Source organism: Cyclobacterium xiamenense (assembly GCF_042140265.1).
GTDB classification, from domain to species: Bacteria; Bacteroidota; Bacteroidia; order Cytophagales; family Cyclobacteriaceae; genus Cyclobacterium; species Cyclobacterium xiamenense_A.
Genome location: NZ_CP159481.1, coordinates 1,156,921 through 1,181,834, shown reverse-complemented (window position 1 = coordinate 1,181,834; position 24,914 = coordinate 1,156,921). Strand labels below are relative to the sequence as shown.

The 24,914-nt window shown below is 51.2% G+C and carries 18 protein-coding genes and 1 pseudogene; 5 read left to right on the top strand and 14 right to left on the bottom strand.

What is annotated here, in order from left to right; all coding sequences use genetic code 11:
• Positions 1-72: 72 nt before the first annotated feature.
• Positions 73-2,217, top strand: coding sequence for a transcriptional regulator (locus tag ABWH99_RS05040; RefSeq protein WP_375585208.1), 2,145 nt, complete (start codon positions 73-75; stop codon positions 2,215-2,217).
• Positions 2,218-2,702: 485 nt separating this feature from the next.
• Here ABWH99_RS05040 and ABWH99_RS05035 read toward each other — a convergent pair whose 3' ends face one another.
• The 4 genes from ABWH99_RS05035 to ABWH99_RS05020 form a co-directional block, all read right to left on the bottom strand.
• A complete protein-coding gene (locus ABWH99_RS05035) occupies positions 2,703-5,156 on the bottom strand; it encodes a prolyl oligopeptidase family serine peptidase (protein WP_375585207.1) in 2,454 nt (817 codons plus the stop codon).
• A 276-nt stretch (positions 5,157-5,432) separates the two neighbouring features.
• Positions 5,433-5,771 (bottom strand): enolase C-terminal domain-like protein, encoded by a 339-nt coding sequence (locus tag ABWH99_RS05030; RefSeq protein WP_375586544.1) that lies wholly within the window; start codon positions 5,769-5,771, stop codon positions 5,433-5,435.
• 143 nt (positions 5,772-5,914) lie between these two features.
• Positions 5,915-6,520, bottom strand: a complete 606-nt coding sequence (locus tag ABWH99_RS05025) for a hypothetical protein (RefSeq protein WP_375585206.1) — start codon at positions 6,518-6,520, stop codon at positions 5,915-5,917.
• A gap of 156 nt (positions 6,521-6,676) precedes the next feature.
• The gene (locus ABWH99_RS05020) at positions 6,677-8,176 is read right to left on the bottom strand and encodes a M28 family peptidase (RefSeq protein WP_375585205.1); all 1,500 of its coding nucleotides are present in this window, start codon (positions 8,174-8,176) and stop codon (positions 6,677-6,679) included.
• Positions 8,177-8,353: 177 nt separating this feature from the next.
• Between ABWH99_RS05020 and gcvP the strand changes: the two are divergent.
• Positions 8,354-11,250, top strand: a pseudogene (gene gcvP, locus ABWH99_RS05015) (aminomethyl-transferring glycine dehydrogenase).
• A 60-nt stretch (positions 11,251-11,310) separates the two neighbouring features.
• Here gcvP and fumC read toward each other — a convergent pair.
• The 6 genes from fumC to ABWH99_RS04985 all read right to left on the bottom strand — a co-directional run bounded on the left by fumC (position 11,311) and on the right by ABWH99_RS04985 (position 16,205).
• On the bottom strand, positions 11,311-12,711 hold the full coding sequence (gene fumC, locus ABWH99_RS05010; protein WP_375585204.1) for a class II fumarate hydratase: 1,401 nt from the start codon (positions 12,709-12,711) through the stop codon (positions 11,311-11,313).
• A gap of 108 nt (positions 12,712-12,819) precedes the next feature.
• Positions 12,820-13,323 (bottom strand): hypothetical protein, encoded by a 504-nt coding sequence (locus tag ABWH99_RS05005; protein ID WP_375585203.1) that lies wholly within the window; start codon positions 13,321-13,323, stop codon positions 12,820-12,822.
• A 27-nt stretch (positions 13,324-13,350) separates the two neighbouring features.
• Positions 13,351-13,731 (bottom strand): RidA family protein, encoded by a 381-nt coding sequence (locus tag ABWH99_RS05000; protein ID WP_375585202.1) that lies wholly within the window; start codon positions 13,729-13,731, stop codon positions 13,351-13,353.
• Positions 13,732-13,802: 71 nt separating this feature from the next.
• Complete coding sequence (locus tag ABWH99_RS04995; protein ID WP_375585201.1) at positions 13,803-14,492, bottom strand: response regulator transcription factor; 690 nt, start codon at positions 14,490-14,492, stop codon at positions 13,803-13,805.
• Complete coding sequence (locus ABWH99_RS04990) at positions 14,489-15,148, bottom strand: sensor histidine kinase (RefSeq protein ID WP_375586543.1); 660 nt, start codon at positions 15,146-15,148, stop codon at positions 14,489-14,491. Before ABWH99_RS04990 ends, ABWH99_RS04995 begins: the two co-directional genes overlap by 4 nt.
• A gap of 298 nt (positions 15,149-15,446) precedes the next feature.
• Entirely contained in the window at positions 15,447-16,205 is a 759-nt protein-coding gene (locus ABWH99_RS04985) for a hypothetical protein (protein WP_375585200.1), read from the bottom strand.
• A gap of 187 nt (positions 16,206-16,392) precedes the next feature.
• Between ABWH99_RS04985 and lysA the strand changes: the two genes are divergently transcribed.
• The 3 genes from lysA (at position 16,393) to ABWH99_RS04970 (ending at position 19,882) form a co-directional block, all read left to right on the top strand.
• Entirely contained in the window at positions 16,393-17,751 is a 1,359-nt protein-coding gene (lysA, locus tag ABWH99_RS04980; protein ID WP_375585199.1) for a diaminopimelate decarboxylase, read from the top strand.
• A 296-nt stretch (positions 17,752-18,047) separates the two neighbouring features.
• Positions 18,048-18,260 (top strand): hypothetical protein, encoded by a 213-nt coding sequence (locus ABWH99_RS04975; protein ID WP_241684821.1) that lies wholly within the window; start codon positions 18,048-18,050, stop codon positions 18,258-18,260.
• Between the two features lie 92 nt (positions 18,261-18,352).
• A complete protein-coding gene (locus ABWH99_RS04970) occupies positions 18,353-19,882 on the top strand; it encodes a cryptochrome/photolyase family protein (protein ID WP_375585198.1) in 1,530 nt (509 codons plus the stop codon).
• 724 nt (positions 19,883-20,606) lie between these two features.
• Here the strand turns inward: ABWH99_RS04970 and ABWH99_RS04965 are convergent.
• Genes ABWH99_RS04965 through ABWH99_RS04950 form a run of 4 tightly spaced genes read right to left on the bottom strand, consistent with a single transcriptional unit; the run spans position 20,607 to position 24,832 of the window.
• Positions 20,607-21,182 carry a bifunctional precorrin-2 dehydrogenase/sirohydrochlorin ferrochelatase gene (locus ABWH99_RS04965; RefSeq protein WP_375585197.1) on the bottom strand — a complete coding sequence of 192 codons (576 nt, stop codon included), beginning with the start codon at positions 21,180-21,182 and terminating at the stop codon, positions 20,607-20,609.
• Complete coding sequence (cobA, locus tag ABWH99_RS04960) at positions 21,175-21,966, bottom strand: uroporphyrinogen-III C-methyltransferase (RefSeq protein ID WP_375585196.1); 792 nt, start codon at positions 21,964-21,966, stop codon at positions 21,175-21,177. The genes ABWH99_RS04965 and cobA overlap by 8 nt, the downstream gene beginning before the upstream one ends.
• Complete coding sequence (locus tag ABWH99_RS04955) at positions 21,963-24,068, bottom strand: HEPN domain-containing protein (RefSeq protein ID WP_375585195.1); 2,106 nt, start codon at positions 24,066-24,068, stop codon at positions 21,963-21,965. Before ABWH99_RS04955 ends, cobA begins: the two co-directional genes overlap by 4 nt.
• Before the next feature lie 38 nt (positions 24,069-24,106).
• Positions 24,107-24,832 carry a phosphoadenylyl-sulfate reductase gene (locus ABWH99_RS04950; RefSeq protein WP_375585194.1) on the bottom strand — a complete coding sequence of 242 codons (726 nt, stop codon included), beginning with the start codon at positions 24,830-24,832 and terminating at the stop codon, positions 24,107-24,109.
• Between the last annotated feature and the right edge of the window lie 82 nt (positions 24,833-24,914).

Here is a 24,914-nt window from a genome sequence, read left to right as displayed (position 1 = left end):
TTAGAATGCATTCATAAGATAACCTCAGGAAGCGAACCCAAGGCCTCTTTCCTCACACACTGAAAAGCACCCATGAAACCATGCACTACGAGTTGGATGATTGCCCTACTTTGCCTGGCGCTGGCGTCCCCAGCTGCCGGGCAGGCAGGTTATTCCTTTAAACAACCGATTAGCAAAACGATCGCCCTGCCGGCAAGGGCAGGAACGCAGGTCATGCGGCTTTTTTCGCAGGGAGATTCCATTCGGGTCGTCACCTCCCACGGTCTATTTACCTATCATCAGGGAAGTTGGTCGGGAGAGCCCTTTATCAGTGGCCTACAAGTTGCAACCATGGATGCGGCGAACCGTATCTGGCTATCCAACGGTCGCTCCATTTGGGCAGAAGATGGAAACCGGATCCCCAATCCGGCTTTACTGCCCGGCGAGTCGATTCGCTGCCTTGCCTGGGTGAGTCCACAAACTCTTCTGGTAGGTACCAACCGGGGGCTGCACACCTGGCAGGATGCCTGGAATCGGATCCCGTTTCCGGAAGAAATGGTCGTAAATTCCCTGGCGGTTGACAGCGAGGGAAACGGGTGGATGGCTTCCAATCAAGGTCTCTGGCGGTGGCAAGACGGACACTGGACCAATTTTGACGAAGACGTGATGGCTCCGGGACACGAAAGCAATTACCTGGCATTGGAACCTGATATCGCGGAAGGAATCCTCTATTTCAGTTCCGAAAAGGCAGTCGGCGCCCTGGCAGTAGATGGAAATCATTGGATGGCCCGGGGATCGGACGGTTTGCCCTACGGCCCGGTGACACGCATGGCGATCAACGACGGGACGATATGGATGGCTACGGAAAAAGGACTGATCAAAAAAGACAGCAGCTGGCACTACTACGCCGGCAGGCGCTGGCTTCCGAACGACCGGGTGCAAGACCTGTTGCCCCTGGGAGCAGATCGGATCTGGGTGGGCACTCCCGAAGGTATCGTGGAACTGGCAAGCATCCCTATGTCTTTGGAGGAAAAAGCCGACTCCCTGGAACGGGTGGCAGAAGCACGACACAACCGGCTGGGACTCATTAACCGATCAAAGCTCGCCTCACCCGGTGAGCTGGGCAGTAGTTTTCTGGAAAACCAGGACAACGATGGCCTTTGGACCTCCTGCTACCTGATCGCGCAATGCTACCGATACGCTGTCACCGGGGACGAAACTGCCCGAATCCGGGCGGTGCGCACATTTGAAGCCTTGGAACGCCTGGAAACCGTCACCGGCATCTCCGGGTATCCCGCACGGTCCTATGCCGGCGCATCGGACCTGGTGGCACCTTCCCGTTCTCCCCATCCCAAAAATTGGCACTATTCAGCGGATGGAGAATGGCAATGGCTGGACGATACCAGCTCGGATGAAATCGTCGGACACCTCTTTTCCTTAAGTCTCTTTCACGAATATGTGGCCGATGCCCCGCAGCAAAAAAGGATCGTCAATTTAATCGACCGTATGGTCAGCCACATTCTGGACAACGAATTTCAGCTCATCGACGCTGATGGTCTTCCCACCCGCTGGGGAATCTGGAACCCCGACTCGCTCAATCGTTCCAGCAATTGGATGTACGAACGGGGCCTGAATTCCCTGCAGATCCTTTCCCACCTGAAAACGGCCTACCATTTTACGGGCAAGGAAAAATTCGAAAAAGCCTATCGGTACCTGATTGAAAAAGAGGGGTACGCCGAAAATGCCCTAAGGGCAAAAATGACCCATCCCTTTGAAATCAGCCATTCGGACGATATCCTGAATTTCTTTCCCTACTACAACTTGCTTCGGTATACCGAGGAAACCGATCCCTCACGGAACTTGTACCTGCAAAGTCTGCGGCGATCCTGGCAGGCAGTACGTAGCGATCGCATGCCTGTGTGGAACCTACTTGCAAGCAGCCTACTCGGCGAAAAACTGGAGCTGGATCTGGCGCGGGATGCATTGGAAGATTTTCCACTCGACCTGATCAATTGGTCCTTCACCAACAGTCATCGTTGGGATTTGGAAAGGGATGAATTTCCGGGTCGGGGTGGGGCCGAACAGGCATTGGTGGCCCTTCCTGCCGGAGAGAGTAACGTTTTCCGCTGGAACACCAATCCAAAGCAATTGGATGGCGGTGGCTCCGGATTGAGTGAAGAAAGCGGTAGTTATTACCTGGTGGCCTATTGGATGGGCCGGTTTCACGGTTACTGGTAATACACCCGGGTAGGGGAAACGCGGCCTTCAAAAAAAACCTGGTAACATCCTGAGCATTCGCTCGATTCCCGGAACGCGTCCATTCGGCCAATAGCGCCTGTTTTCGATTTTAATGCGGCCCTTTTGGAGCGGATCCCGCTTACCGATCGGTTTCCTCCTCGATGGCGCACCGTATGTTCACAGGCTATTTTTTCCGGAATTCTAGATCTTGCAGGAGCCATTCCCTTCGCCGCGCCTCGCTTTTTCATGGGTTTGTCCAAACCAACCCTTCTCAAAGAAATGAGTGAGACGGCGATAGAAGCCCGTCTTCGAGTGAGCAATGCACTCGTCCACAGCTCAGCGCCGCAAGATTTACCGGAGCTATCGGTTTTTTGAGGAAGGGGATCAGGAAATAGACCTCTTTTTCAATCCGTGCTGAATGCTCTTTCGCGTTTCCTGCTTCGAACAAGCCCAAACCTTTCCGGAAAAAGGCTGCCCTCCTGCTGTCATTTCCATACAAATTCTCCGGTTTCTACCCCCCAATCGTTCCCAAAATATCCGGTTCCCACCACAGCCTCGTATCCGGTCTCCAATGCATCTGCACCCAGGATCGTCAGGTCCGGATAGGCGGTTCCCGCCAAAAAGTAGGAGTTGGCGTGTACGGCGGCAAAGCCGGTTGGGCCGGTTCCAGCAATCACTCCCACCGAGGCGAGGTTACTGTCCGGACGGGGCTGGATAAAATAGCAACCCCACCCTTCGCCGGTCCATACCCGATCGCCCACGGTCAGCTCTCCCCGCCTTACCTGTACCGGGCTTTCGGACAATAAAAGCTTCCATGCGCCATTGGTATCCGCATTGCCGTACAGGATTACTCCCCTATCCGGGTACGCTTCGAGGGAAAATTGCCGGTCCGCAAGCAATTCGATGGCCCCGTTTCCACGATAGCCAAAAGTTTCAGCATCGAACCGTGCCTTGTGAAAATTCCAGTCGTTTTCTTCCGGGCTGCCCTGGGTTCCGTAGACAAAGACCATCCGGTGGCGGAACGCATCCTTGAACCCCCCGTACCGATGGGGACCTTTTTCTTCCCTACCCGGCAAATTGCCAATCCTCCAACCTGCTGAATCGGTACGAACCAGTACGATTTGCGCAACGGACTGTTCCAATGTAAATTGGCTGTTGTCCAACGTAATCGCCAGCGGAAACAAAACTTCGGCCTTGCGCAAATCCAATTGCAACACACGCACGTTCCGGGTGCTGCCCCGAACCGATAAGGAATCCGCCCCAAGCTGCAAATCCACTCCGCTGATTTGGAAGGGATGCTGTTGTTGATAAATGGTTGCCCAATAGGATTGGGAGGAAATTCCGGGACTGGCGGTAAGAAATTCCAGCGTTCGCACCTGCCCGGACCCTGGCCGCCGATGACTTTTGAAAAAATCAAACAGGGGAGGCCAATCGGCAGAATGATTTCCGTACCAGTGCCCACCGCCCGGGTATTCGTAATAGGCAAAATCCGGGTGAAAACCTGCCAGCAACTGCCGCATCTCCCGGGCATGCCGCACCGGCACCACCGCATCGGCATCTCCATGATTGATATACACGCCAAAATGCAGGTAATTCCGATGCAATAACCGGGTACGCTGGGAATTTCCGGCTCTTTCGAACATTCGCTGAACGGGAGTCTGCACGGGCCGAACGTGTTCGATCCAATCGTGCAGTTCCGCGTAGCCCGCCGCAGGCCCGACAGCGGCCCAGAAATCGGGATAGCTGGCACCGAGGTACCAACTCGCATGTCCTCCCATGGAATGACCGGTCAGGTAGATTTTTTGTGGGTCGGGCTGGAAACGCTTCTTTCCGATCTCCAACACCTCGAGGGCATCCAGCCGCCCCCAGTCCTCCCAGGCAAAGCCAAAAGGTCCCCGATTAGTCGGCGCGATCAAATGGCCCCAATCCTTGGGAGTGTAAACCGCAGCCTGACCGCTGGCCTGCACCCCGGCACCGTGCGTGGAAAAGAACAAAGCCGGTGACTGCCCTTCCGGCACCTGGCCTGGCTGCACCGCGTAATACTGCACGCTGCCGTCAATGGTACTGACAAACGTCCGGTTGTGCAGGCTGGCAGCGGTGCGGTTTTTCAGCGGCAGGGTCAGCGAACTCACTTCCTCCCCTGAACCGGACAGCAAGTGCAACTGTACCGCTACCTCTTCGCGGGTCAGGCCTGCTACTTCCGGAATCCGAATCGGAACGATACGCGAGGTTAGCTTTTCTACCACCGGAAGCGGGGTGCTTATTTCTTCCCCGCCTTCCGCCCGAGCCAGGATGCGGTAATCGGCTGCCACGGCTTCTGTGGCGTTAATCACTTTGATACCTGCCCACTTGAACCCACTCTCTTCCTGAATCAGGTCGGGCAGCGTCGCCTGATCGGCATGGAGTTGAACGGAAGGTTCCGCCGCATGCAACGAAGCCCGTATTTCCGGATTTCTGCCCGAAGTCAGGTAAAACGTATTCCTCCCTTTTTTTACCTTTATCGGAAGCTTGGTGATGCCGAAGCCAAAATGATCTCCCTCCCGCGGAAAGCCATTGACATAGGCCTTTCCATGACCCGAGGCATCCAGGATAACCACCCGTTCGGACGGACTCTGGTATTCCAGGTACAGACCTCCGGACGCCAGGTATTCGTGTTTGAAAAAGCCCGACTCATCGGCTTTGATCGGCTCCCAATCAAGAGAGGGGCCATCCTGGCTGCTGTCTGGCCGAATCGACTCACCGGAAAGCAGCCGTGAAACGACCGGATCTACAGGGAACTCGGTACGGGCATAGCGGGGGTATTTCACGGGCTTGCCAAAGCCCGTCACCCAGCCTTCGGTGAAGACGATGGGATCGGTAGTGGTTTGTGCCCGGCTCTCGAACAATAGTCCCGATGCCAGAAACAGAAGCAGCAGAATGCAGCGTGGTGGCTGGTGCATGCGAATGGTGGTTGAGGTGGAAAAAGAATTGGTAACGGGGTCCCTGACTGCCCGTTGATTTACTGGTCAAAGAAAAGGATTTTCGTTTGAAAAAAGGACCGATTTTTCAACTAATCTCCAGTAAATGCAAAATTTGGATTCGATTTGCTTCAATGGTTACCGACTTTAGCCCTCCCGGATGGGTTGGATGTCTATTTTTTAACCGGAACGGCCCGTATTTCCGGCCCCTCAGAGCACCCCGCCACCAGGTGCCGGCCCATTCTATCCGGAGAACGGTTAGTTGCCGGCGATGGTTTCTACAATCAGCTCCTTGCGATCGAACAGGCCCGGATTAAACTGTAGCCCAAGGCCGGGCAAGTCCGGAGGGCGCACCAGGCCATTTTCTACCTGGGGAGCATTGGCAAAGAAAAAAGGATCCCGCTCTTTCCAATACGGGTAAACGCTTTCCACAAAATGTAAATTGGTAACCGAGGCAGCCAGGTGTACCGACGCGTACCACAGGATCGGCCCGCCAGCCGTGTGCATCATGGTGGGGATATAATAGGTATTGGCCAGGTCCGAAATTTTTTTACCTTCGGATATACCACCGCACCAGGTGAGATCGTACATGGCTATTTCGGCAGCCCGCTTACCGGGATTCCAAAAAGAAAGCCAAGCAATCCTATCCTTTCAAAATTGAACCTGAATTTCTACACGTATCAAAAATTACATACACCTTACCGGTAGCGAGGATGGAAACATCGAAATAGCTCTCACCCCTACTCCTTCGGTGGGTTGATCATGATATGGGCACGGTGGGTACCGGGATCCATGATCCAGGGCATACCGGGCGCCTCTGGCTTCAATGCCAGACCCGTACTTTCCTGTGTCGCCCAGGGAATGTAAACCACGTAGCGCAGGTAGGTGTTTTTCACTTCCCCATTCATGCCGTCGTAATCCTCGGCGGCTGCCGAAAGGGAATACAGTGTGGCCCCATCTTTGGGCATCTGCAAGGTGCCGGCCTTGGCTTCCGCCTCCCGGGTGTCGAAGATTTCCTTAAAATTCTTCCCTTCTTTCCTCAATTCCCTGCCTCGTTCCATAAAGGGCTCCAACTGCTTGTGGTAGCAGGCCACGCTGAATCCCTCGGTATTGGGATCGTCGGCAATGCAAACCATATCATTGCTGCCTTCGCGCAGGACGGTCCAGGTGCCGCGGGCATCGTAGCCATAGACCATGGCTCCCTCGCGCAGGTCTTCGGGAGCGGCCAGGACGGCGGTTTTGATTTGCATGGCTTTGGAGGGCAGCTGTTGGGCCGGGGCCTGAAAAAACAACAGCAGGGCAAAAAAACTAAGTAGACAGTAGGTTGTGATCTTGTATCGGTTCATTTTTTGGTCGTTTAGCGCTCCTTTAATATAAGGGCTATTTTTAGAAAAATAAAGAAAAAGTCAAAAAGTACGAACCGCAAGAAGGCCGGGTAAAACCAAAAAAACCGCCGGATCGAACCCGGCGGCTTATTATATAGTTTTGACAGATGCGAATGGTTACCGATCCAGGCGGGTATTCGTTCCATCTACCGGAGTACGGTGTTCCCTGTTGGCGAGATCCCAGGCCGTATGAAAAATCAGCCGGGCACGTTTTTCCATCAGGTCAAATTCAATTTTATCTACCGTATCGCTGGGTTGATGGTAATCGTCGTGCACGCCGTTGAAAAAGAAGATTACGGGAATGTTGTGCTTCGCAAAATTGTAATGATCGGAGCGGTAATAAAACCGGTTTGGATCGTCCTCTGCATCGTACCGGTAATCCAGAATCAGGTTGGTGTAGGTGATGTTGTTGTACTCATTGATGATCTTGAGTTGGGAGGACAGCATTTCGGAACCGATCACGTAGACGTACTCCTGGTTTTCGGCATTCTGGTACTCGTAATCGATCCTGCCCACCATATCGATGTTTAGGTTATTTACCGTATTTTCCAGGGGAAACACGGGGTTTTCGGCGTAGTATTCCGAGCCCAGCAGGCCTTTTTCTTCCCCGGTAACGTTGAGAAACAGGATGCTTCTACGGGGTCGGTACCCGTCCTTTGCGGCGCTTGCGAAGGCTTCGGCGATTTCCATCACGGATACGGTACCCGAGCCATCGTCATCCGCCCCGTTATTGATTTCCCCCTGACTATTGACGCCCACGTGGTCGTAGTGAGAAGAAATTACCAGCACTTCCTCTTTTTTATCGGTTCCCTCCAGGTAGGCCAATACGTTTTCCGTACCTACCATGATCTTATCCTTTCGAACGCGGTAGCGTGCTTTTTGGGAAGGGATGGATTCCGGATTGTTTTTTGCGGCTTCCTTGAGTTGCTCCACGGGGGTTTCAAATAATTTTCCCATGGTCTCTGAGCTGACCATAAAAACCGGCCGGTGCTCGGTGGGCCGGTCAAAACCCAGCCTACCTCGTCCGGAAAGGCTCTTGTACCGGTTGGCCACCCGGTCGAAGTTGGCCTGTCCCTCCATGGTGACCAATATCACCCCTTCCGCGCCGGCTTCCATCACCTTGCCGACAACGTCGGCGGATCGTGCACCGATGGCCCACATGCCTACCAACTTTCCTTCCACGTCCACTTTTGCCAGGTTTTCGTCCGAAGACAAACCCAGAAATACCAGTTCGGTACGGATGCGCTTTTGGGTATCCGCATCTCCAATAAAGACAAAATCTTCGTTCAGTACCAGATCCTGATTACCCACCTGCAATTCCAAATCTTCCCAGCGGACGCTGGAAAGTTCAAATGCCTGCAGGTAATTGCCGCCCACTGGTCCTGTCAAACCCTGCTTCTGATAGAAATCAACGAGGTAGGCTGCCGCGAGCTTCTGCCCTTTTTCTCCGGTATCCCGGCCCTCCAGCTCATCGGAGGCCAGGTAAGTGAGGTGCTTATCCAAATCCCCGGCTTGAATGGTGCCGGCGTAGCGCAGGGAAAGGTCTTGCTGACCCAATGCCGGAAAAGAAAAAACGGCCAACAACATGGCTGCGGCAATCATCGGTAAATTTTTCATGATGAAGGATTAATGATTGGTAAGGATGGTCTTTTGAAAACCTAATTCCGTCTCAACTGGTTAATAAGAAGATAATTAAGGGCATAATCAATACCTAAATCGGCTATTATTTCTACCTTTGCGGTTCGATTCAGGAACAATTGACTCGGCCAAAAATAATGATATTTTATCGGATATATGAAAATCAACCTTGCTTCTTCGGAAAAATTTAAAAACAGGCACATTGCTCCTTCGGAAAACGACATCCAATCCATGCTGGATGCCATCGGGGTCTCCTCCCTGGACACCTTGATTGACGAAACGATTCCCCGGAGCATCCGCCTCAAAAAACCACTACAACTCCCCAAGGCGCTATCGGAAACAGCATTTTTAAAGAGTTTCAAAAAGACAGCCAGCAAAAACCAATTGTATAAATCGTACATAGGGTTGGGCTATTACGACACCCTGGTACCGGGGGTAATCCAGCGTAACATCCTGGAAAACCCGGGCTGGTACACCGCTTATACACCCTATCAAGCCGAAATTGCCCAGGGGCGATTGGAAGCGCTGATCAACTTTCAAACCATGGTGGCCGAACTCACCGGCATGGAATTGGCCAATGCCTCCCTGCTGGACGAAGGTACCGCTGCCGGAGAAGCCATGACCATGCTGCATGCCAGCAGGCCCCGGACCAAGAAGCAGGCGAATCGGTTTTTTGTGGACGAAAAAGTATTTGAGCAAACGAAAGAACTTCTGAAAACCCGTGCCCTCCCGGTGGGTATCGACCTGGTATTTGGGTCCCTTCAGGAACTGGACCTAACGGATCCCGACCTATTTGGCCTGCTGCTCCAGTACCCGAATGCAGACGGCGAAGTTATTGATTACAGCCGTCTGGCAGAGTCTGCCCGGGAAAACAGCGTCTTTACTGCCTTCAGTACGGACCTGTTAAGCCTAACGCTGCTCAAGCCTCCCGGAGAAATGGGGGCAGATGTGGTAATCGGTAGCAGCCAGCGATTTGGTGTGCCCATGGGTTTTGGAGGCCCGCATGCCGCCTTTTTTGCCACCAAAGAAGCGTTCAAAAGACAGATTCCCGGACGAATCATCGGCGTATCCGTGGATAAATCGGGTAAGAACGCCTACCGCATGGCACTTCAAACCCGGGAGCAACACATCAAACGGGAGAAAGCTACCTCTAATATTTGCACGGCGCAGGTGTTGCTGGCGGTGATGGCCGGTATGTACGCGGTGTACCACGGACCCAAGGGGTTGAAGGCCATTGCCTCCCGAACGCATGGGCTCGCAGTCATGACGGCGGATTGGCTGTCGCAATTGGGCTATGAACAGGTGAATGCCGTCTTTTTTGATACCATTCGCATTCGCGTGGATGAGGTGCAGAAGGAAAAGATCAGGGCCTTTGCGCTGTCGAAACGACTGAACTTCCGGTACGAAAAGGAGTACATCCTGCTGAGTTTTGATCAGGTAAAAAACCGGGCAGACGTGGCAGAGATATACGAAGTGTTTGCCAAATCTACCAACCTGCTTCAGGTAGAAACGCCGGCAGTGCCGGATCAGGTAGACGGCATCATTCCGGCAGGGCTGGAACGAACCAGTTCCTACCTGGACCACGAGGTATTCCACCGGTACCACTCCGAACACGAGATGCTGCGGTACATGAAGCGCCTGGAAAACAAAGACCTTTCCCTGGTGCATTCCATGATTTCGCTGGGCTCCTGCACGATGAAGTTAAATGCCACCGCAGAGATGATCCCGGTGACCTGGCCGGAAATCGGTCAATTGCACCCTTTTGCCCCTCAGGATCAGGCGGCAGGCTACTACGAAATGTTTCAGGAGTTGAGAAACTGGTTGAGCGAAATCACCGGATTTGCAGACACCAGTCTGCAGCCAAATTCGGGAGCTCAGGGAGAATACGCGGGATTGATGGTCATCCGGGCCTACCACATGAGTCGGGGGAGGACTTCCGAAACATCGTACTGATTCCTACCTCTGCACACGGAACCAACCCCGCATCGGCGGTAATGGCGGGCATGCAGGTGGTGTTGGTGCCTTGCGACGAACGGGGCAATATCGATGTGGAAGCCTTTAAGGAAAAGGCCAGCGAACACAAAGACCGCCTGGCTGCTTTGATGGTTACCTATCCCTCCACGCATGGCGTATTCGAGGAAGCCATACAGGAAATATGTGCCCTGGTGCACGAGTACGGTGGGCAAGTCTACATGGACGGTGCCAATATGAACGCCCAGGTGGGGCTGACCAGTCCGGGAATGATCGGTGCTGATGTTTGCCACTTGAACCTGCACAAAACCTTTTGTATCCCCCACGGCGGCGGGGGCCCGGGTATGGGACCCATTTGTGTAGCCAAGCACCTGGCCCCTTTTCTGCCGGGCAATCCCTTTGTCCGCACCGGTGGAACAACGGCCATCAGCCCGATTTCTGCAGCCCCGTTTGGAAGTGCCAGCATCTTGCCCATTTCTTACGCCTACATTGCCATGATGGGAGAAAAAGGGCTGGCCCACGCTACCAAAATGGCCATTTTGAATACCAATTACATCAAAAAGCGGTTAGAGGCCGATTACCCCATTCTCTATACCGGGAGCAAGGGCCGAGCGGCCCACGAGATGATTTTGGATTGCCGGGCCTTCAAGGAATCTGGGGTAGAGGTAGAGGACATCGCCAAACGCCTGATGGACTACGGGTTTCACGCACCCACCGTCTCTTTCCCTGTAGCCGGTACGCTGATGGTAGAACCCACGGAATCGGAATCCAAAGCGGAATTGGACCGCTTCTGCGATGCGATGATCGCTATCCGCCAGGAAATTCGGGAAATTGAGGAAGGAAAGGTCGACCCCAGCTCAAACTTGCTGAAAAACGCCCCCCATACGGCCGGGGTTCTTTTGAGTGATACCTGGGAATTCGCTTATTCCCGCGAACGGGCAGCCTACCCCTTGCCTTTTGTCAAGGAAAATAAGTTCTGGCCCACCGTGGGCCGAATCGACGCTGCCTACGGTGACCGAAACCTGATGTGCAGCTGCATTCCTACCCAAGCCTACGAAACGGAAAAAGAAGCGGTGGAATAAACGAAAAAAAGCCCCTTTGGCCTGCGCTTCCAAAGGGGCTTTTTCTAAGGGCGGAGGACTTTACTTCAGGCTTCCGGTCATGTCTTCCGGTTTGACCCATTCGTCAAATTGCTCGCTGCTCAGCAGCTCCAGAGCAATGGCGGCCTCGCGAAGGCTGGTACCTTCCTTGTGTGCCTTTTTGGCAATTTTCGCCGCATTTTCGTAGCCAATATGCGTATTTAACGCGGTGACCAACATCAGGCTATTCTCCAGGTGACGCTGAATAAAAGGTCTGTTGGGCTCGATACCGATGGCGCAATTATCGTTGAAAGACACACAAGCATCTCCCAACAGCCGGGCGGACATCAGCAGGTTATTGACCATCATGGGTTTGAACACGTTCAGTTCAAAGTGCCCATTGGCTCCTCCCACAGACACGGCCGTATCGTTGCCGATGACCTGGGCACAAACCATGGTCATGGCCTCTGCCTGGGTAGGATTGACCTTCCCGGGCATGATGGAGGAACCCGGTTCGTTTTCGGGGATCAATAACTCGCCAATACCCGAGCGGGGTCCGGACGACAGCATGCGAATGTCGTTTGCAATTTTCATCAGGCTGACCGCCAATTGCTTCAGGGCTCCGTGAGTTTCCACGATGGCATCATGTGCCGCCAGGGATTCAAATTTGTTGGGAGCGGTGACAAACGGATTTCCGGAGAAATGAGCGATTTTTGCCGCCACCAACTCCGCATAGCCCTTCGGAGTATTCAGCCCGGTTCCTACGGCCGTACCGCCCAGGGCCAATTCAGACAAGTGAGGAAGGGTGTTTTTTATCGCCCGCATGGCATGGTCCAGTTGTGCTACGTAGCCGGAAAACTCCTGTCCCAGCGTAAGCGGGGTGGCATCCATAAAATGGGTGCGGCCGATTTTCACCACGTTCATAAAGGCCTCGGATTTGGCTTTCAGCGTATCCCGTAGTTTTTGTACCCCGGGCAGGGTCGTTTCTGCCACCATCTTATAGGCAGCAATGTGCATGGCAGTGGGAAAGGTATCGTTGGAAGACTGGGACTTGTTTACGTCATCGTTGGGATGAATCTTCTTCTTTTCATCCTGAAGGCTACCTCCGGAGAGGACGTGTGCCCGGTAAGCAACCACTTCGTTTACGTTCATGTTGGATTGGGTACCCGACCCCGTCTGCCAGACCACCAGTGGAAACTGGTCGTCCAGTTTACCCTCCAGGATTTCGTCGCAGACGGTAGCGATGATGTCCGCTTTTTCCGGATCCATCACGCCCAATTCGGCATTCGTTAGGGCAGCCGATTTTTTTAGGATGGCGAATGCATGAACGATCTCCAAAGGCATTTGCTGCCGGGCTCCACCGATCTTAAAATTATTTACCGAGCGCTGGGTTTGGGCACCCCAATACTTGTCGGCCGGAACCTCTACGGGTCCCATGGTATCCTTTTCTATTCTGTATTCCATTGAATGGCTTGGTTTACGTTAAATACAATTGAGCTGCTAAATTACAACAGGCCGGGCATAATCCATAGGTCCCGCGTGCTTAGTTCCTGCAATTTCCCGCGGAAGGAATCATCGGGAGGCATTCTTGCCGGCATTCAATCCCATGGCCTCGTGAAAAAGTGCCTGGCTTTCGCGGACCTTTCGCCGAAAATGCCAGAAAGCAAAACCGTAGTTGGCCAATCCCGCCAAAACACTGAGCAAGGCCATCTTCCAGTCCTGAAAAACGGACAAAAATAGCACGGTCAACCCAAAGCTAATCACGCCCCAAAAGCCAAGAAAGAAAGCGGTGCTGGGAAAAAACGAATATTCCAGCGAGATCAGGCAGCCTTTAGACAGGGGGGACACCTCTCCTTTTATCAAAGGAAGGAAACTATCGGCTTTGTTGATTTTTTTCGAAATCCGAAAGCAGGCCTTTTCCAGGCTGCCATTAAAAACCACCGCTTCCTCTGCGAGGGGCAACGGCCGGTCCAGGTAATTTACTTTTCGGGTGATGCGATCGAGTTTCTTTATCACCTGCTGGCTGTCCAGGGTAGACACAAATGTTTCGCTGTATGTGGGCACCAATCTCACCATGAACTAACAAGCAATTCGGAATAAAGTTTATACCTCGGCAATGCAGGAGATTTCCACCTGCACGTTTTTTGGAAGCCTGCTAACTTCCACCGTTTCACGGGCCGGAGGGGCGCTTTTAAAGTACTGTCCGTAGGCTTCGTTGATGGTGGCAAAATCATCCATGTTTTTTACAAAGATGCTGCATTTGACCACCCGGTCAAAGGAGGAGCCGGCAGCACGCAGGATGGCCTCCAGATTTCTCATGACCGCATGCGTTTCCTCGGTGATGTTTTCGTTGATGAGTTCTCCGGTATCCGCGTCGAGGGCAATCTGCCCGGAAACAAAGAGCAAGCCGTTGCTTTTAACTGCCTGGCTGTAGGGACCGATGGGAGCCGGTGCTTCCGTAGACTGGATGATTTCTTTGGCCATGGGGAAAGGGGTTAAATGAAGCACAAATTAAACCCTATTCCAAGAATTTATCAAAGGAAGAACAAAAGATCTCAGTTGGCGACCAATTTAAAACCCTCTCCGTGGAGGGTAACGATCTGAACGCTGCTGTCCCCTTTCAGCAGCTTGCGGATTTTGCTGAGGTACACATCCATGCTACGGGCATTGAAATAGCTGTCGTCTCCCCAGATTTGTTTGAGTGCAAAAGAGCGACTCACGGGTTCATTCATCGATGCCGCCAACAGGCGGAGGAGTTCGTTTTCTTTGGAGGTCAATTTGTGCATGCCTTCCTTACCTTCCAATTGCTGTTTGTCGTAATGCAGCACAAAGCTGCCAAAGGAATAGGTCTTCAGTGCGGTTCGTTCTCCCCTGGCCTTGGTTCTTCGCAGAATGGCGCCGATTCGCAATAGCAATTCCTCCATGCTGAATGGCTTGGTAATGTAGTCGTCTGCTCCGATCCGAAATCCCTGAATGACATCGTCTTTGAGATTTTTTGCCGTGAGGTAGATGATGGGAAGGTGCTCTTCCACCTTCCGGATTTCCTTACCCAGGGTAAAGCCATCCTTTTTCGGCATCATCACATCCAGGATACACAGTTGGAAATAATCTTTCTTATAGGTGGTCCAGCCTTCTTCCCCGTCCCGACACAAGGTGACCTCGTATCCTTTTACCCCCAGGTATTCCTTTAGAATATCGCCCAGATTGGGATCATCTTCTACCAATAGAATTCGTTCCTTGCTCATTGCCTTTTTGGTAAATTAATGGTGAATATACTTCCCTGACCCGGCTCACTTTCCACCTGTATGCTTCCCTTATGGGCCTCCACCATGGTTTTCACATAGGAAAGCCCCAGTCCAAAGCCCTTCACGTCGTGAATATTACCCGTAGGCACCCGGTAGAATTTGTCAAATATTCGTTTTTGCGCCTCTTTGCTCATGCCGATACCGGCGTCCTGTATGGCCAGAATATACCGATCGTTCATCTCCCGGACAGCCACCCGAATGGAAGGCCTATCGCCCGAGTACTTGTTGGCGTTGTCCAGTAAGTTGTTGAGTACATTGTTCAGGTGAAACGGATCGGCCTCCAGACTACCTGTCTGGACCTGGTAGTCCGTTTCGATGGACCCGCCCCGCTTTTCAACCAGTAACTCAAAATGCTTTTTGGCTTCTTCAACTGCATCTACCAGGTTGATGCTTTCTACCTCCAGTTTGAAGTCTTTTTTGTCCAGGGCAGCCGCCTGCAAAACCTGCTCTACCTGCTGACCCAGCCGCGTGTTTTCATCCTTGATAATCCCCAGGTACCGGGAACGGAGCGATTTTTGTCCCAACAAATCCGGATCCTGGAGGGCCTCGATGGCCAGACTCACCGTAGAAATGGGTGTCTTAAACTCGTGGGTCATATTATTGATGAAATCATTTTTGACCTCGGAAATTTTCTTTTGCCGGATAATCACCTTTATGGCGTAAACGAAACAAACGATTATGATCGCCATAAAGAGCAAGGAACTGGATAAGGGCAAAAAGACCTGCTGCAAGAGGTAGTTTTCCTTGGTTGGAAAGTGGATGACCAGGAAGTTTTCCAGGCCCAGCAGGTCGCTGGGAAAGAGTTCTGCCCGAATGCCTTGTGCTTTTAAAAACTCCAGATTTGACACGGAGCCGACGCCCACGATGCGGTCGTTTCCATCGATGATCCCCAACTCAAAGGGCTGGTGGATGTTTCGGTTGACCAACTGGTCCCGCACCTCTCTGCGGACCTGGGCCGTGTCGATCCGGTTGAGAATATCCTGATTGCCCTGAGAACAACAATTGATGGATGACCACCTCCACCAACTCAATTTTCATGTTTGCTTGTACAATGGACTTCGCCACGTTGCGGGAAACGTTGAATTCCTCGATGATAAAATCCTGCCGGTTGCTGGCGTATTGCCGTTTGCTGATGTAATTGTCTTTCCGACTCAAAAAATCCAGGAACCGTTCCTTTTCCTGCAATAGAATGGCCAGTTCGTCGGGAGTAAAAAGCGTAGACGCCACCGACGGGGACATGTAAAAATATTTTTCGATTTGGCTGAAACTCTTCGGCTCCCCTTCCTTCGAAGCAATTAATTTCCGAAAAGTAGGGGAAATCTGGGGAATGCTTTGGTCAAAAAGGGAATCCACCATGGAGGGCCGATTTATTGCCACCTGCCGGTGCCTGACCTGTACCTGAATGGGTTCAATGGGTTCCAGCAGGGCTTTTTGAAACAAGGTGTCCCGCGCAAGGGAACTCAGCAAAATATCACTGGCCTCGCCTTTCTCCAACCGCTCGGAAGTGGATGCCAGTGCTTGAAACACGTTTTGTTCAAACCGCTCTTCGTTGATCTTTAGCACGTTTCCCACCCAGTAAAACTGAAACCCAATCAAGCCCAGACTGGCAAGCGTCATCAGGAAGATAATGATTTTAATACTGGTTTTTGACATGGTACAAATTTAAACGATATCCATCAGGAAATCATTTCCTTAACTTTTTTTAACAGGGGGCAGGAAGGGCCACCTTTCTTTTAGTAAAACATGCATTCCCGCAACAGAATTCCCTTTGGGTCGCTGGAGCAAAATTCGTTTTAAGTTTGGCTTTCATTCTCTATCTTTGCCAGCTAAATCAACACCTATGGAAATTAGCAACCAACGTTACTGCATTCAGGAGATCCCGCTACTGGATGTAGCCAAAAAATACGGAACGCCGGTTTATGTCTATGATGGAGAAAAGATCCTTGCGCAGGTAGAAGCACTCAAACAAGCCTTTTCCGGAGTAACGTTGAAAATTAAGTATGCGACCAAGGCATTGTCCAACCTTACCATCCTGAAGCTGATGCGCCAGGCAGGCACCGGGGTCGATGCCGTTTCCATAGAAGAAGTACAGCTGTGCCTGCATGCCGGCTTTGCGGCCGGGGAAATCATGTACACCCCAAACTGCGTGGATTTTGAGGAGATCAAACAAGCGGTGGAATTGGGAGTGATGATCAACATCGATAATATCCCCATGTTGGAGCATTTTGGCACCGAATACGGGGCCTCCGTTCCCCTGTGTATCCGTCTGAATCCGCACATCCTGGCCGGTGGAAATGCAAAAATATCCGTAGGACATATCGATAGTAAGTTTGGTATTTCCATTCTTCAACTCAAACATGTCTTGAAAATCGTGCAGGCTTACGAACTACGGGTGGTAGGGCTTCACGTGCACACCGGCTCCGATATTTTGGATGCGGAAGTGTTTCTGAAAGGAGCAGAAATACTCTTCGATGCTGCCCGGGAATTTGGGCAATTGGAGTTTCTGGATTTTGGTGGCGGGTTCAAGGTTGCCTACAAGGAAGGAGACATTACCACCGATATACAGGATGTGGGAAAAAAAGTATCGGCCGCTTTTCAAAAATTTTGCACCGAATACGGCAAGAAGCTGGAAATTTGGTTTGAACCCGGTAAGTTTTTGGTAAGTGAATGTGGCTACCTGCTGGTAAAAGCCAACGTGGTCAAGCCCACTCCAGCCACGACCTTTGTGGGGGTCGACTCGGGCCTTAACCACCTGCTGCGCCCCATGATGTACGATGCCTACCACGGGGTGGTAAACATCAGCAAGCTGGATGGACCGGAGCGGGTGTATACCATCGTGGGCTACATTTGTGAAACCGACACCATCGCCGCCGACCGCAAGCTTCGGGAAGTAAAAGAAGGCGATATACTGGCCATCAAAAACGCGGGGGCCTATGGCTACAGCATGGCCTCCAACTACAATTCCCGGTTCCGACCGGCAGAGGTGTTGCTTTTACACGGCAAAGATCACCTCATTCGGAAACGGGAAACCTTCGAGGACTTACTAAAACACCAACCGACGGTTCGATTTATAAATCAAAACAGGGGGCAAAAAAATTTGCCCCCTGTTTTTTTTCCAATTCCCGGCACTTTTTCCAAAATCCCGGGGAGTAACTTCGTTTTTCTCTCTACCAAATCACACCTGATTTTTTCCCATTAATCCCGCCGTAAATTATTTTTTACGGTAATTTGGGAATTTAAATTTTATTCTATTATTTATAAGAATAGAACATATTTTTAATATTTCATTTAAATGTGTTCTAATTACATAAAATAATATTTCAAAAAATAAAAGACAAAAAAGAATTTGTGTAAAACAAAATTTATCGTTCAAAACAGCGGATCGGACTTGTGTCTGATAAAGCGTCGGCAAACACCGACTATCCGGAAAAACCGAAGATTTAGTTAACTTTTAACACATTACAAAAAATGATGGCGTCCAAAACAAAAGCGATTATGCAGATCCACCTGGACCAAAAAGATGCTCGCATCATCGGTCAGGACCTGCTGGAATACGCCGAGACTTTAAGCGAAGCGTTGGGCATGGATACGTTTCGTATTCAGGAAGAGATGCAATCCGGGGATCTGAACCATTTAATCATTACGTTCAATTACTATTTTGGGGAGTACATTGAGCTGTTGGATTCCGACCACCGCATCAGCTCCTGAATTCCGCAGGAGAGCGACTATTTTTCAATCAACCCATCTGAAAACAAAGAAGGTAAAAAGCTGCTTTACTGTATGAAAACACAGAAGCAGCCATGACAAAAACGTTACGACTTATTCTGGGAGATCAGTTGTACTCCCACCATTCCTGGTTTACCGAAACGAAGGAGGAAGTGGTCTACCTGATGCTGGAAATGCGGCAGGAAACGGATTACGTTCGGCATCACGTACAAAAGGTGCTGGCCTTTTTTCAGTCCATGCGAAATTTTGCAGCGGAGTTGACCGAGAAAGGGCACCGGGTACGCTACCTGCGCATCGATGACCCGGAAAACAGGCAATGCCTGGAAAAAAACATTGGCGATCTAATTGACCGGGAGCAATTTGACCGATTTGAGTACCTCCTTCCGGATGAGTACAGACTCGACAAACAGCTTCAACGGATCTGTGAACAGCTACCTATCAAAACAGATTGTTTTGATACCGAACACTTTTTGACCGACCGAATGGCCGTAAAAGAATTCTTTTCTGGTAAGAAAACCTACCTGATGGAATCCTTTTACCGGTCCATGCGGCAGAAGTTTGGCGTGCTGATGCAGGGGGACAAGCCGCTAGGGGGAGCATGGAATTTCGACAAGGAAAACCGAAACGCCTTCCGGGAAGAGGTATCGGTGCCGTCCTTTCCATCGTTTGACCGGGACCTGGGATCCCTGTTAGAATCCATCGGGGAGGCCGGAGTACAAACGATAGGTACGGTAGATCCCTGCCTCTTTTCCTGGCCCTGCTCGCGGCAGGAAGCGCTGATCGTTTTGGACCATTTTCTTGATCAACTTCTTCCCCATTTTGGCAGGTACCAGGATGCCATGCATACCGCCGAACCTTTCCTGTTTCATAGCCGGCTCAGCTTCGCACTGAATAGCAAAATGCTCCATCCACTCGAAGTGATCCGCGCCGCCCAAGAATGCCTGGAAAAGGACCCGAAAACCTACGGCTTGGCTCAGGTGGAAGGCTTTATCCGTCAGATACTGGGTTGGCGGGAATTCATGCGGGGGATCTATTGGGCGAAAATGCCGGACTACGCCTTGATGAACTTCTTTGACCACAAGCGCCGCCTTCCCGCATTTTTTTGGAATGGCAAGACCAAAATGAATTGCCTGAAACAGGCCATCGGGCAATCCCTGCAGCAGGCCTATGCCCACCACATTCAGCGGCTGATGGTCACCGGGAATTTTGCCCTGCTGGCTGGAATTGATCCGGATGAAGTCGACCAATGGTACCTGGGGATTTACATAGATGCCATTGAATGGGTGGAAATCACCAATACCCGTGGCATGAGCCAGTTTGCGGATGGAGGCATCGTGGGCACCAAGCCCTATGTCTCCTCTGCCAATTACATCGACAAAATGAGTAACTATTGCGAAAACTGCCATTATTCGAAAAGCAAAAAAACGGGGGATAAGGCCTGTCCCTTCAATAGTTTGTATTGGGCCTTTTACGAGCGCAACCGGGAAAAACTGGAAAACAACCCCCGCATCGGTTTCGTGTACAACACCCTCTCGAAGATGAAGCAAAAAGATGAAATCCTGAAACAAGCAGAAAGGTATCTAGAAAACCTGGAGGAGCTTTAACCCCATCCTAACTATTTGTATTTATCTGGTTCAGAGGGGATTGTGATTCTAAAAACCCTTTCTGGGTCTAGTATTGAGCTACCTCCCGGCTTTCTGTCTCCGGGTGTAGATTGCATCTAGATCCCTGCTATCCGAGTGGTTACCTATACAAGGCTTTTGCCATGCCGGAAACCAAAGACCAACCGTAAAGAAAATCGTTCTTTAAAATGCACACGATGAGCGGTAGTAAATGGCTTTTTGGCAGGTTTTGTCTCTTTATGTTTCCGGAAATAGCAAGGCTGATTGCGCTACTTCACCCCGTATTGACCTATTATCTGTGTTAATCTGAGTAATCTGTGGTGCAACCTTTACCAAATAATGCCATTACAAATGGCCTTTTTGACGGTTATTATCTGTTAACTTGCCGGAAGATAGGACCGTGAAGTTACAGGCTACACCTGGCGTGAAGCCTGGGGGAATTAGATCTACCTTATCGATAAATTATATTAATGCAATGAATACCAAAGTTTTATAAGCAACACAAACAAAAAGTCGGAAAAACAAGTTATATTTAGTGTTCGACCAACAATTAAAAACATGTACTGGAGTCTTGATGCGTTTTTTCAGCAGAACCTACGGCTGAATGAAAACGAAAAGTTAAAATTGATAAAAACCTATATTAAAAACCTAAAAAGTGAGAAAAAAAGAGGGGCTAAATGCCCCTTTTTTCGTGTTGGTCGTTTTTTTAATGCTTCTTTATCAGTCCCTCTGTCAACTTATTTAGCGCTTCCACCTTGTATTCAAAATCCCCTTTCAGGGTATCTCTGTACTTGTTGATGTTTTCCACCATTTCGTTGATGTCTTCCGGAATCGTCTCTTCCAGCAATTGCCGCAAGCGCTTTGCCGTCGTTGGGCTTTTGCCATTGGTGCTGATAGCGATTTTCACGTTTCCCTTGGTGACGATGCCTCCCAGATAAAAATCGCAGTACTCCGGTGTATCCGCCACGTTGACCAGCAAATACCTTTCTTTGGCATCCCGGTAGATAGTTTTATTGACTTCTGGAAAGTTGGTGGCAGCGATCACCAGGTGTTTTTGTTCCAGGTAGCGCGGATGGTAGGCATCTTGTACCAACCGAATGCGGGGATTATCCCGCGCGATTTCTCGGATTTCGTCGGAAATCTCCACGGATACTACCGTGACGGTAGCATGAGGGCTGGACTTAAGCAAAAAAGTGAGCTTTTCCAGCCCTACAAATCCCGCACCTACCAGCAAGGTTTCGAGTTGATGTACTTTCAGAAAGATGGGATACAGTTCATTCATTGGACCAGGAAATCAATTGGTGTTCGCAAATAACCTCTTCATAAACCGCCCGGAGTCGGGGACTTTCCCGGACTACCTCGCCGATAACGATGATTGCAGGAGCCCCAATCTGTTGCTCCCCGGCTTTCGCTACAATATCTTCCATGGTGCCTGCCACCACTTTTTCCTCCCGGGTGGTGCCCCGTTCGACGATGGCAATGGGTTTGTCCATCAGGCCCTGCGCTTCGTAGGTATGCACAATTTCTTTTAGCTTTTTGGTACCCATTAAAAGCACCACGGTGGCTTTGGAGCGACAGGCCAGTTTGAGGTCCTCGGAAAGCGCGCCGCTGGAGGTCGTTCCCGTAATTACCCAGTAGCTCTCCGAAATACCTCGCTTGGTCACCGGAATGCCCACCGAAGCCGGAACGGCCACTGTGGAAGAAATACCGGGAACCACCGCTGTATCTATCCCAAACTGCTGGATGTAATCCAATTCCTCTGCCCCTCTGCCAAACACAAAAGGGTCTCCTCCTTTCAGGCGCACCACGTGCCCGTATTTCTGGGCATAGATGACACATAGCCGGTTGGTCTCGTCCTGAGGGTTCTGCTGACTTCCATGGCGCTTGCCCACAAATATTTTCAGGGCCTTGTCTGGCGCATGGTGCAGCAGCGCCCGATCGATCAGGGCATCGTACAAGACCACATCGGCCTTGTTCAGTGCCAACACCCCTTTTAAGGTGATCAACTCCGGGTCGCCCGGCCCTGCTCCCACCAGGGTTACGCGCGGTCTGACCTCATTTCTCATGCATGTACTTCTTTAGACCTAAATTCACTGATCGCTTCGTATACCCGCTCTGCCGTCTGGTAATACTCCCGGGCAAAAACTGGGGTAGGCGAATGCTGTTTGATTTGGTAGACCAAATCGGAAAAAGACCCCCCCAGGTCAATCTTGCCGGAATCGATGAAGTGACCTTCAAATTCGGAAACAATGCTGGCGTAGCTATTGGTATTTACCCCTTCGGCCGTCAAAATGGCCTTGGCCGCATTTACCATGCATGTATAGGCCTGGTAGATTCCATCGGCCCATTTCTCTGCCTTCAGACTATCCTCCGCATCGGCCAGCTTCTCGCGGGCCTCCAGCAGCAGGGTGGAGACCAGGTCGATGACCACCCCGGCACATTCCCCTACCCCAATGGCTTTTACATAAGGCTCCTCGTTGCCCCAGTCGATGAAATCCGACTCCGTAATAGCATCGGTTCCTGCCAGAGGCTTGAGTAGTTCGTAAAAATACATCTGTCCCTGACGCTCGTAGTAGAGCGCATAGTTTTCTCCGTTTTCCGCTTGTGCTTTGTAATCGTCCAACAATACGCGCAAGGCTTGCGGGCCACGCTTGCTCGGGATTTTAATGACTTTGTCGGAAAAACGGCCTTTGCCGTCACCAAAAGTAGCTCCGCCCAACAGCACCTGCAAGGCCGGCAACACCGACTTACCTACTTTCATGGACATTCCCTGAAAACCAATGGAAGCCATATTGTGCTGCCCACAGGCATTCATGCAGCCCGATATCTTAATGGTGAGGTTTTTGTCGAGCAAAAACTCGGGATATTCGTCCAAAATCACTTTTCCCATCACATCGGCAGCGCCCGTACTACTGGCAATCCCCAGGTTACAGGTATCGGTACCGGGGCAAGACGTAATGTCTCCGATGGAGTTGTATCCATAGTCCGCCAAGCCCAATTTTTTCAGCTCCTGGTAAAAAAACGGTACCAATTCTTCTTTCACGTCACGAATCAGAAAGTTCTGCCGCAGGGTAAACCGCAATTCATCGTTTGCGTATTCCCTGATCAGCTTCGCCAGCTGCCGGGCCTCTTTGGTGTAGAAGTCACCCAAATGTACTTTCACGCCCACGGCCACGTATCCGGGCTGCTTTTGAGGCAATACGTTGGTCAATTTCCATCGTTTGTAATTTTCGTCGGTAGGAACGGTAAAAGCTGGCATGGCCGGGTTGGGCAAGGATTTGGAAGCCTCGTACTCGCTCACGTCGATCGGATAGGATTGGTGCTGCAGGGCCATCCGCTCTTCCGCTACCAATCGTAAAAATTCCTCCAGACCCAGGCCATTGATAAGAAACTTCATGCGGGCCTTCATGCGCTTGGCCCGCTCCCCATGCCGGTCAAAAACACGAACGACCCCCTCAATAAAGGGAATCAACTGATCGGTGGGCAGAAATTCATGCACTACATCTCCATGTCGGGGTTGAGAACCCAGTCCTCCGCCCAAGAGAACCTTAAATCCACGTTCCGAGGTACCGTCTTTATGGGTTCTCAGTTTGGCAATAAAGCCCAGGTCATGCAGGTAAGAAAGCGCGGTGTCTTCTTCGCTGGCGGAAAAGCTAATCTTGAATTTTCTGCCCATTTCCTGGGAAATGGGGTTGCGTAGCATGTACCGGAAAGTGGCATCCGCATAGGGGGTCACATCGAAGGGTTCGCGGGGGTCAATTCCTGCGGTTTCGGAAGCCGTGACGTTCCGGACGGTATTGCCGCAGGCCTCCCGAAGGGTGACGTCATCCTTTTCCAGTTCGGCCCAAAGTTCGGGGGTTCGGTCCAGGCTCACGTAATGAATCTGGATATCCTGCCGGGTGGTGATGTGCAGCCTGCCGGTGGAATATTTCTCGGAAACATCACAGATGCGGGTTAGCTGGGAAGACCGCACCCTTCCGTAGGGTAGCTTGATGCGGATCATCTGTACGCCCTCTTGTCGCTGTCCGTAAACTCCCCGGGCCAGCCGAAGACTTCTGAATTTTTCCTCATCTATTTTCCCATTTCGAAAAAGCTCAATTTTATTGGCCAATTCGACAATATCTTTCTCCACCAGGGGATTTTCGATTTCTGTTCTGAAACTTTGCATGGTACTACTTTTTCAGTTTTTAATTTGCGTGTTGTCGATCAGGCATTTTTCGTGAGTTGCCCGGGCTCGTGAAGGCCGCACTCCTTGTGGGACGCTTCCCACCACCAGCGGCCCGCCCGTGGATCCTCTCCCGGCAGTATGGCCCGGGTACAGGGCGCGCAGCCAATGCTAACGAAGCCTTTGTCATGCAGGGGGTTATAGGGAATTTTATGCTCCTTGATATAATCCAGCATTTGATCCATTGACCAACGCAATAAGGGATTGTATTTGAGGATTTGGTTTCCTTCCTCCCATTCAAGCAAAGGCATCCCTTGTCTGTTCGAACTCTGCCCTGCCCGTAGACCGGTTACCCATACACGGTTTCCTTTCAGTGCCCGCCTGAGGGGTTCTACTTTCCGCACATAACAACAGGCCTTCCGCTTTTCCACGGATTGGTAAAAGCCGTTGATGCCGTTTTCCTGTACCAGGTCCTGAACCGCACCCGTATCGGGATAGTAGGGATGAATGGTCAGCCCGTACTTCGCTACCGTTTTTTCGAGTAGATCGTAGGTCTCGTAAAACAGCCTGCCCGTATCCAGGGTAAAGATTTTAACTGGAAGCTTGTGTTTGGCGATAATTTCCGTGATCACCTGATCCTCCTGACCCAGCGATGTGGAAAATACCACTTCCCCGGGAAACAGATCGGTTAACAAGGCCAGTCCATCCCCGGGAGATAGCTTCTCGATCCGCCGGCTCAGTTCTTCTATTTCGGTTGCGTTAATCATGGGGTTTCGGTTTTTAGTGAAGGGATCCTTCTCCCTTGCGCATCTATCTGCTTCTTACACAGCCGCACAGGTACAAAAGTAC

Excerpts from the sequence above, each read along its gene's own strand:
- ABWH99_RS04950 (WP_375585194.1), bottom strand. The coding sequence starts at position 24,832 with ATGATTAACGCAACCGAAATAGAAGAACTGAGCCGGCGGATCGAGAAG.
- fumC (WP_375585204.1), bottom strand. The coding sequence starts at position 12,711 with ATGGAATACAGAATAGAAAAGGATACCATGGGACCCGTAGAGGTTCCG.
- ABWH99_RS04955 (WP_375585195.1), bottom strand. The coding sequence starts at position 24,068 with ATGCAAAGTTTCAGAACAGAAATCGAAAATCCCCTGGTGGAGAAAGAT.
- ABWH99_RS04985 (WP_375585200.1), bottom strand. The coding sequence starts at position 16,205 with ATGTCAAAAACCAGTATTAAAATCATTATCTTCCTGATGACGCTTGCC.
- ABWH99_RS05025 (WP_375585206.1), bottom strand. The coding sequence starts at position 6,520 with ATGAACCGATACAAGATCACAACCTACTGTCTACTTAGTTTTTTTGCC.
- ABWH99_RS04970 (WP_375585198.1), top strand. The coding sequence starts at position 18,353 with ATGACAAAAACGTTACGACTTATTCTGGGAGATCAGTTGTACTCCCAC.
- ABWH99_RS05040 (WP_375585208.1), top strand. The coding sequence starts at position 73 with ATGAAACCATGCACTACGAGTTGGATGATTGCCCTACTTTGCCTGGCG.
- ABWH99_RS05005 (WP_375585203.1), bottom strand. The coding sequence starts at position 13,323 with ATGGTGAGATTGGTGCCCACATACAGCGAAACATTTGTGTCTACCCTG.
- ABWH99_RS05035 (WP_375585207.1), bottom strand. The coding sequence starts at position 5,156 with ATGCACCAGCCACCACGCTGCATTCTGCTGCTTCTGTTTCTGGCATCG.
- ABWH99_RS04975 (WP_241684821.1), top strand. The coding sequence starts at position 18,048 with ATGCAGATCCACCTGGACCAAAAAGATGCTCGCATCATCGGTCAGGAC.
- cobA (WP_375585196.1), bottom strand. The coding sequence starts at position 21,966 with ATGAGAAATGAGGTCAGACCGCGCGTAACCCTGGTGGGAGCAGGGCCG.
- ABWH99_RS05020 (WP_375585205.1), bottom strand. The coding sequence starts at position 8,176 with ATGAAAAATTTACCGATGATTGCCGCAGCCATGTTGTTGGCCGTTTTT.
- lysA (WP_375585199.1), top strand. The coding sequence starts at position 16,393 with ATGGAAATTAGCAACCAACGTTACTGCATTCAGGAGATCCCGCTACTG.
- ABWH99_RS04995 (WP_375585201.1), bottom strand. The coding sequence starts at position 14,492 with ATGAGCAAGGAACGAATTCTATTGGTAGAAGATGATCCCAATCTGGGC.
- ABWH99_RS04990 (WP_375586543.1), bottom strand. The coding sequence starts at position 15,148 with ATGACCCACGAGTTTAAGACACCCATTTCTACGGTGAGTCTGGCCATC.
- ABWH99_RS04965 (WP_375585197.1), bottom strand. The coding sequence starts at position 21,182 with ATGAATGAACTGTATCCCATCTTTCTGAAAGTACATCAACTCGAAACC.
- ABWH99_RS05000 (WP_375585202.1), bottom strand. The coding sequence starts at position 13,731 with ATGGCCAAAGAAATCATCCAGTCTACGGAAGCACCGGCTCCCATCGGT.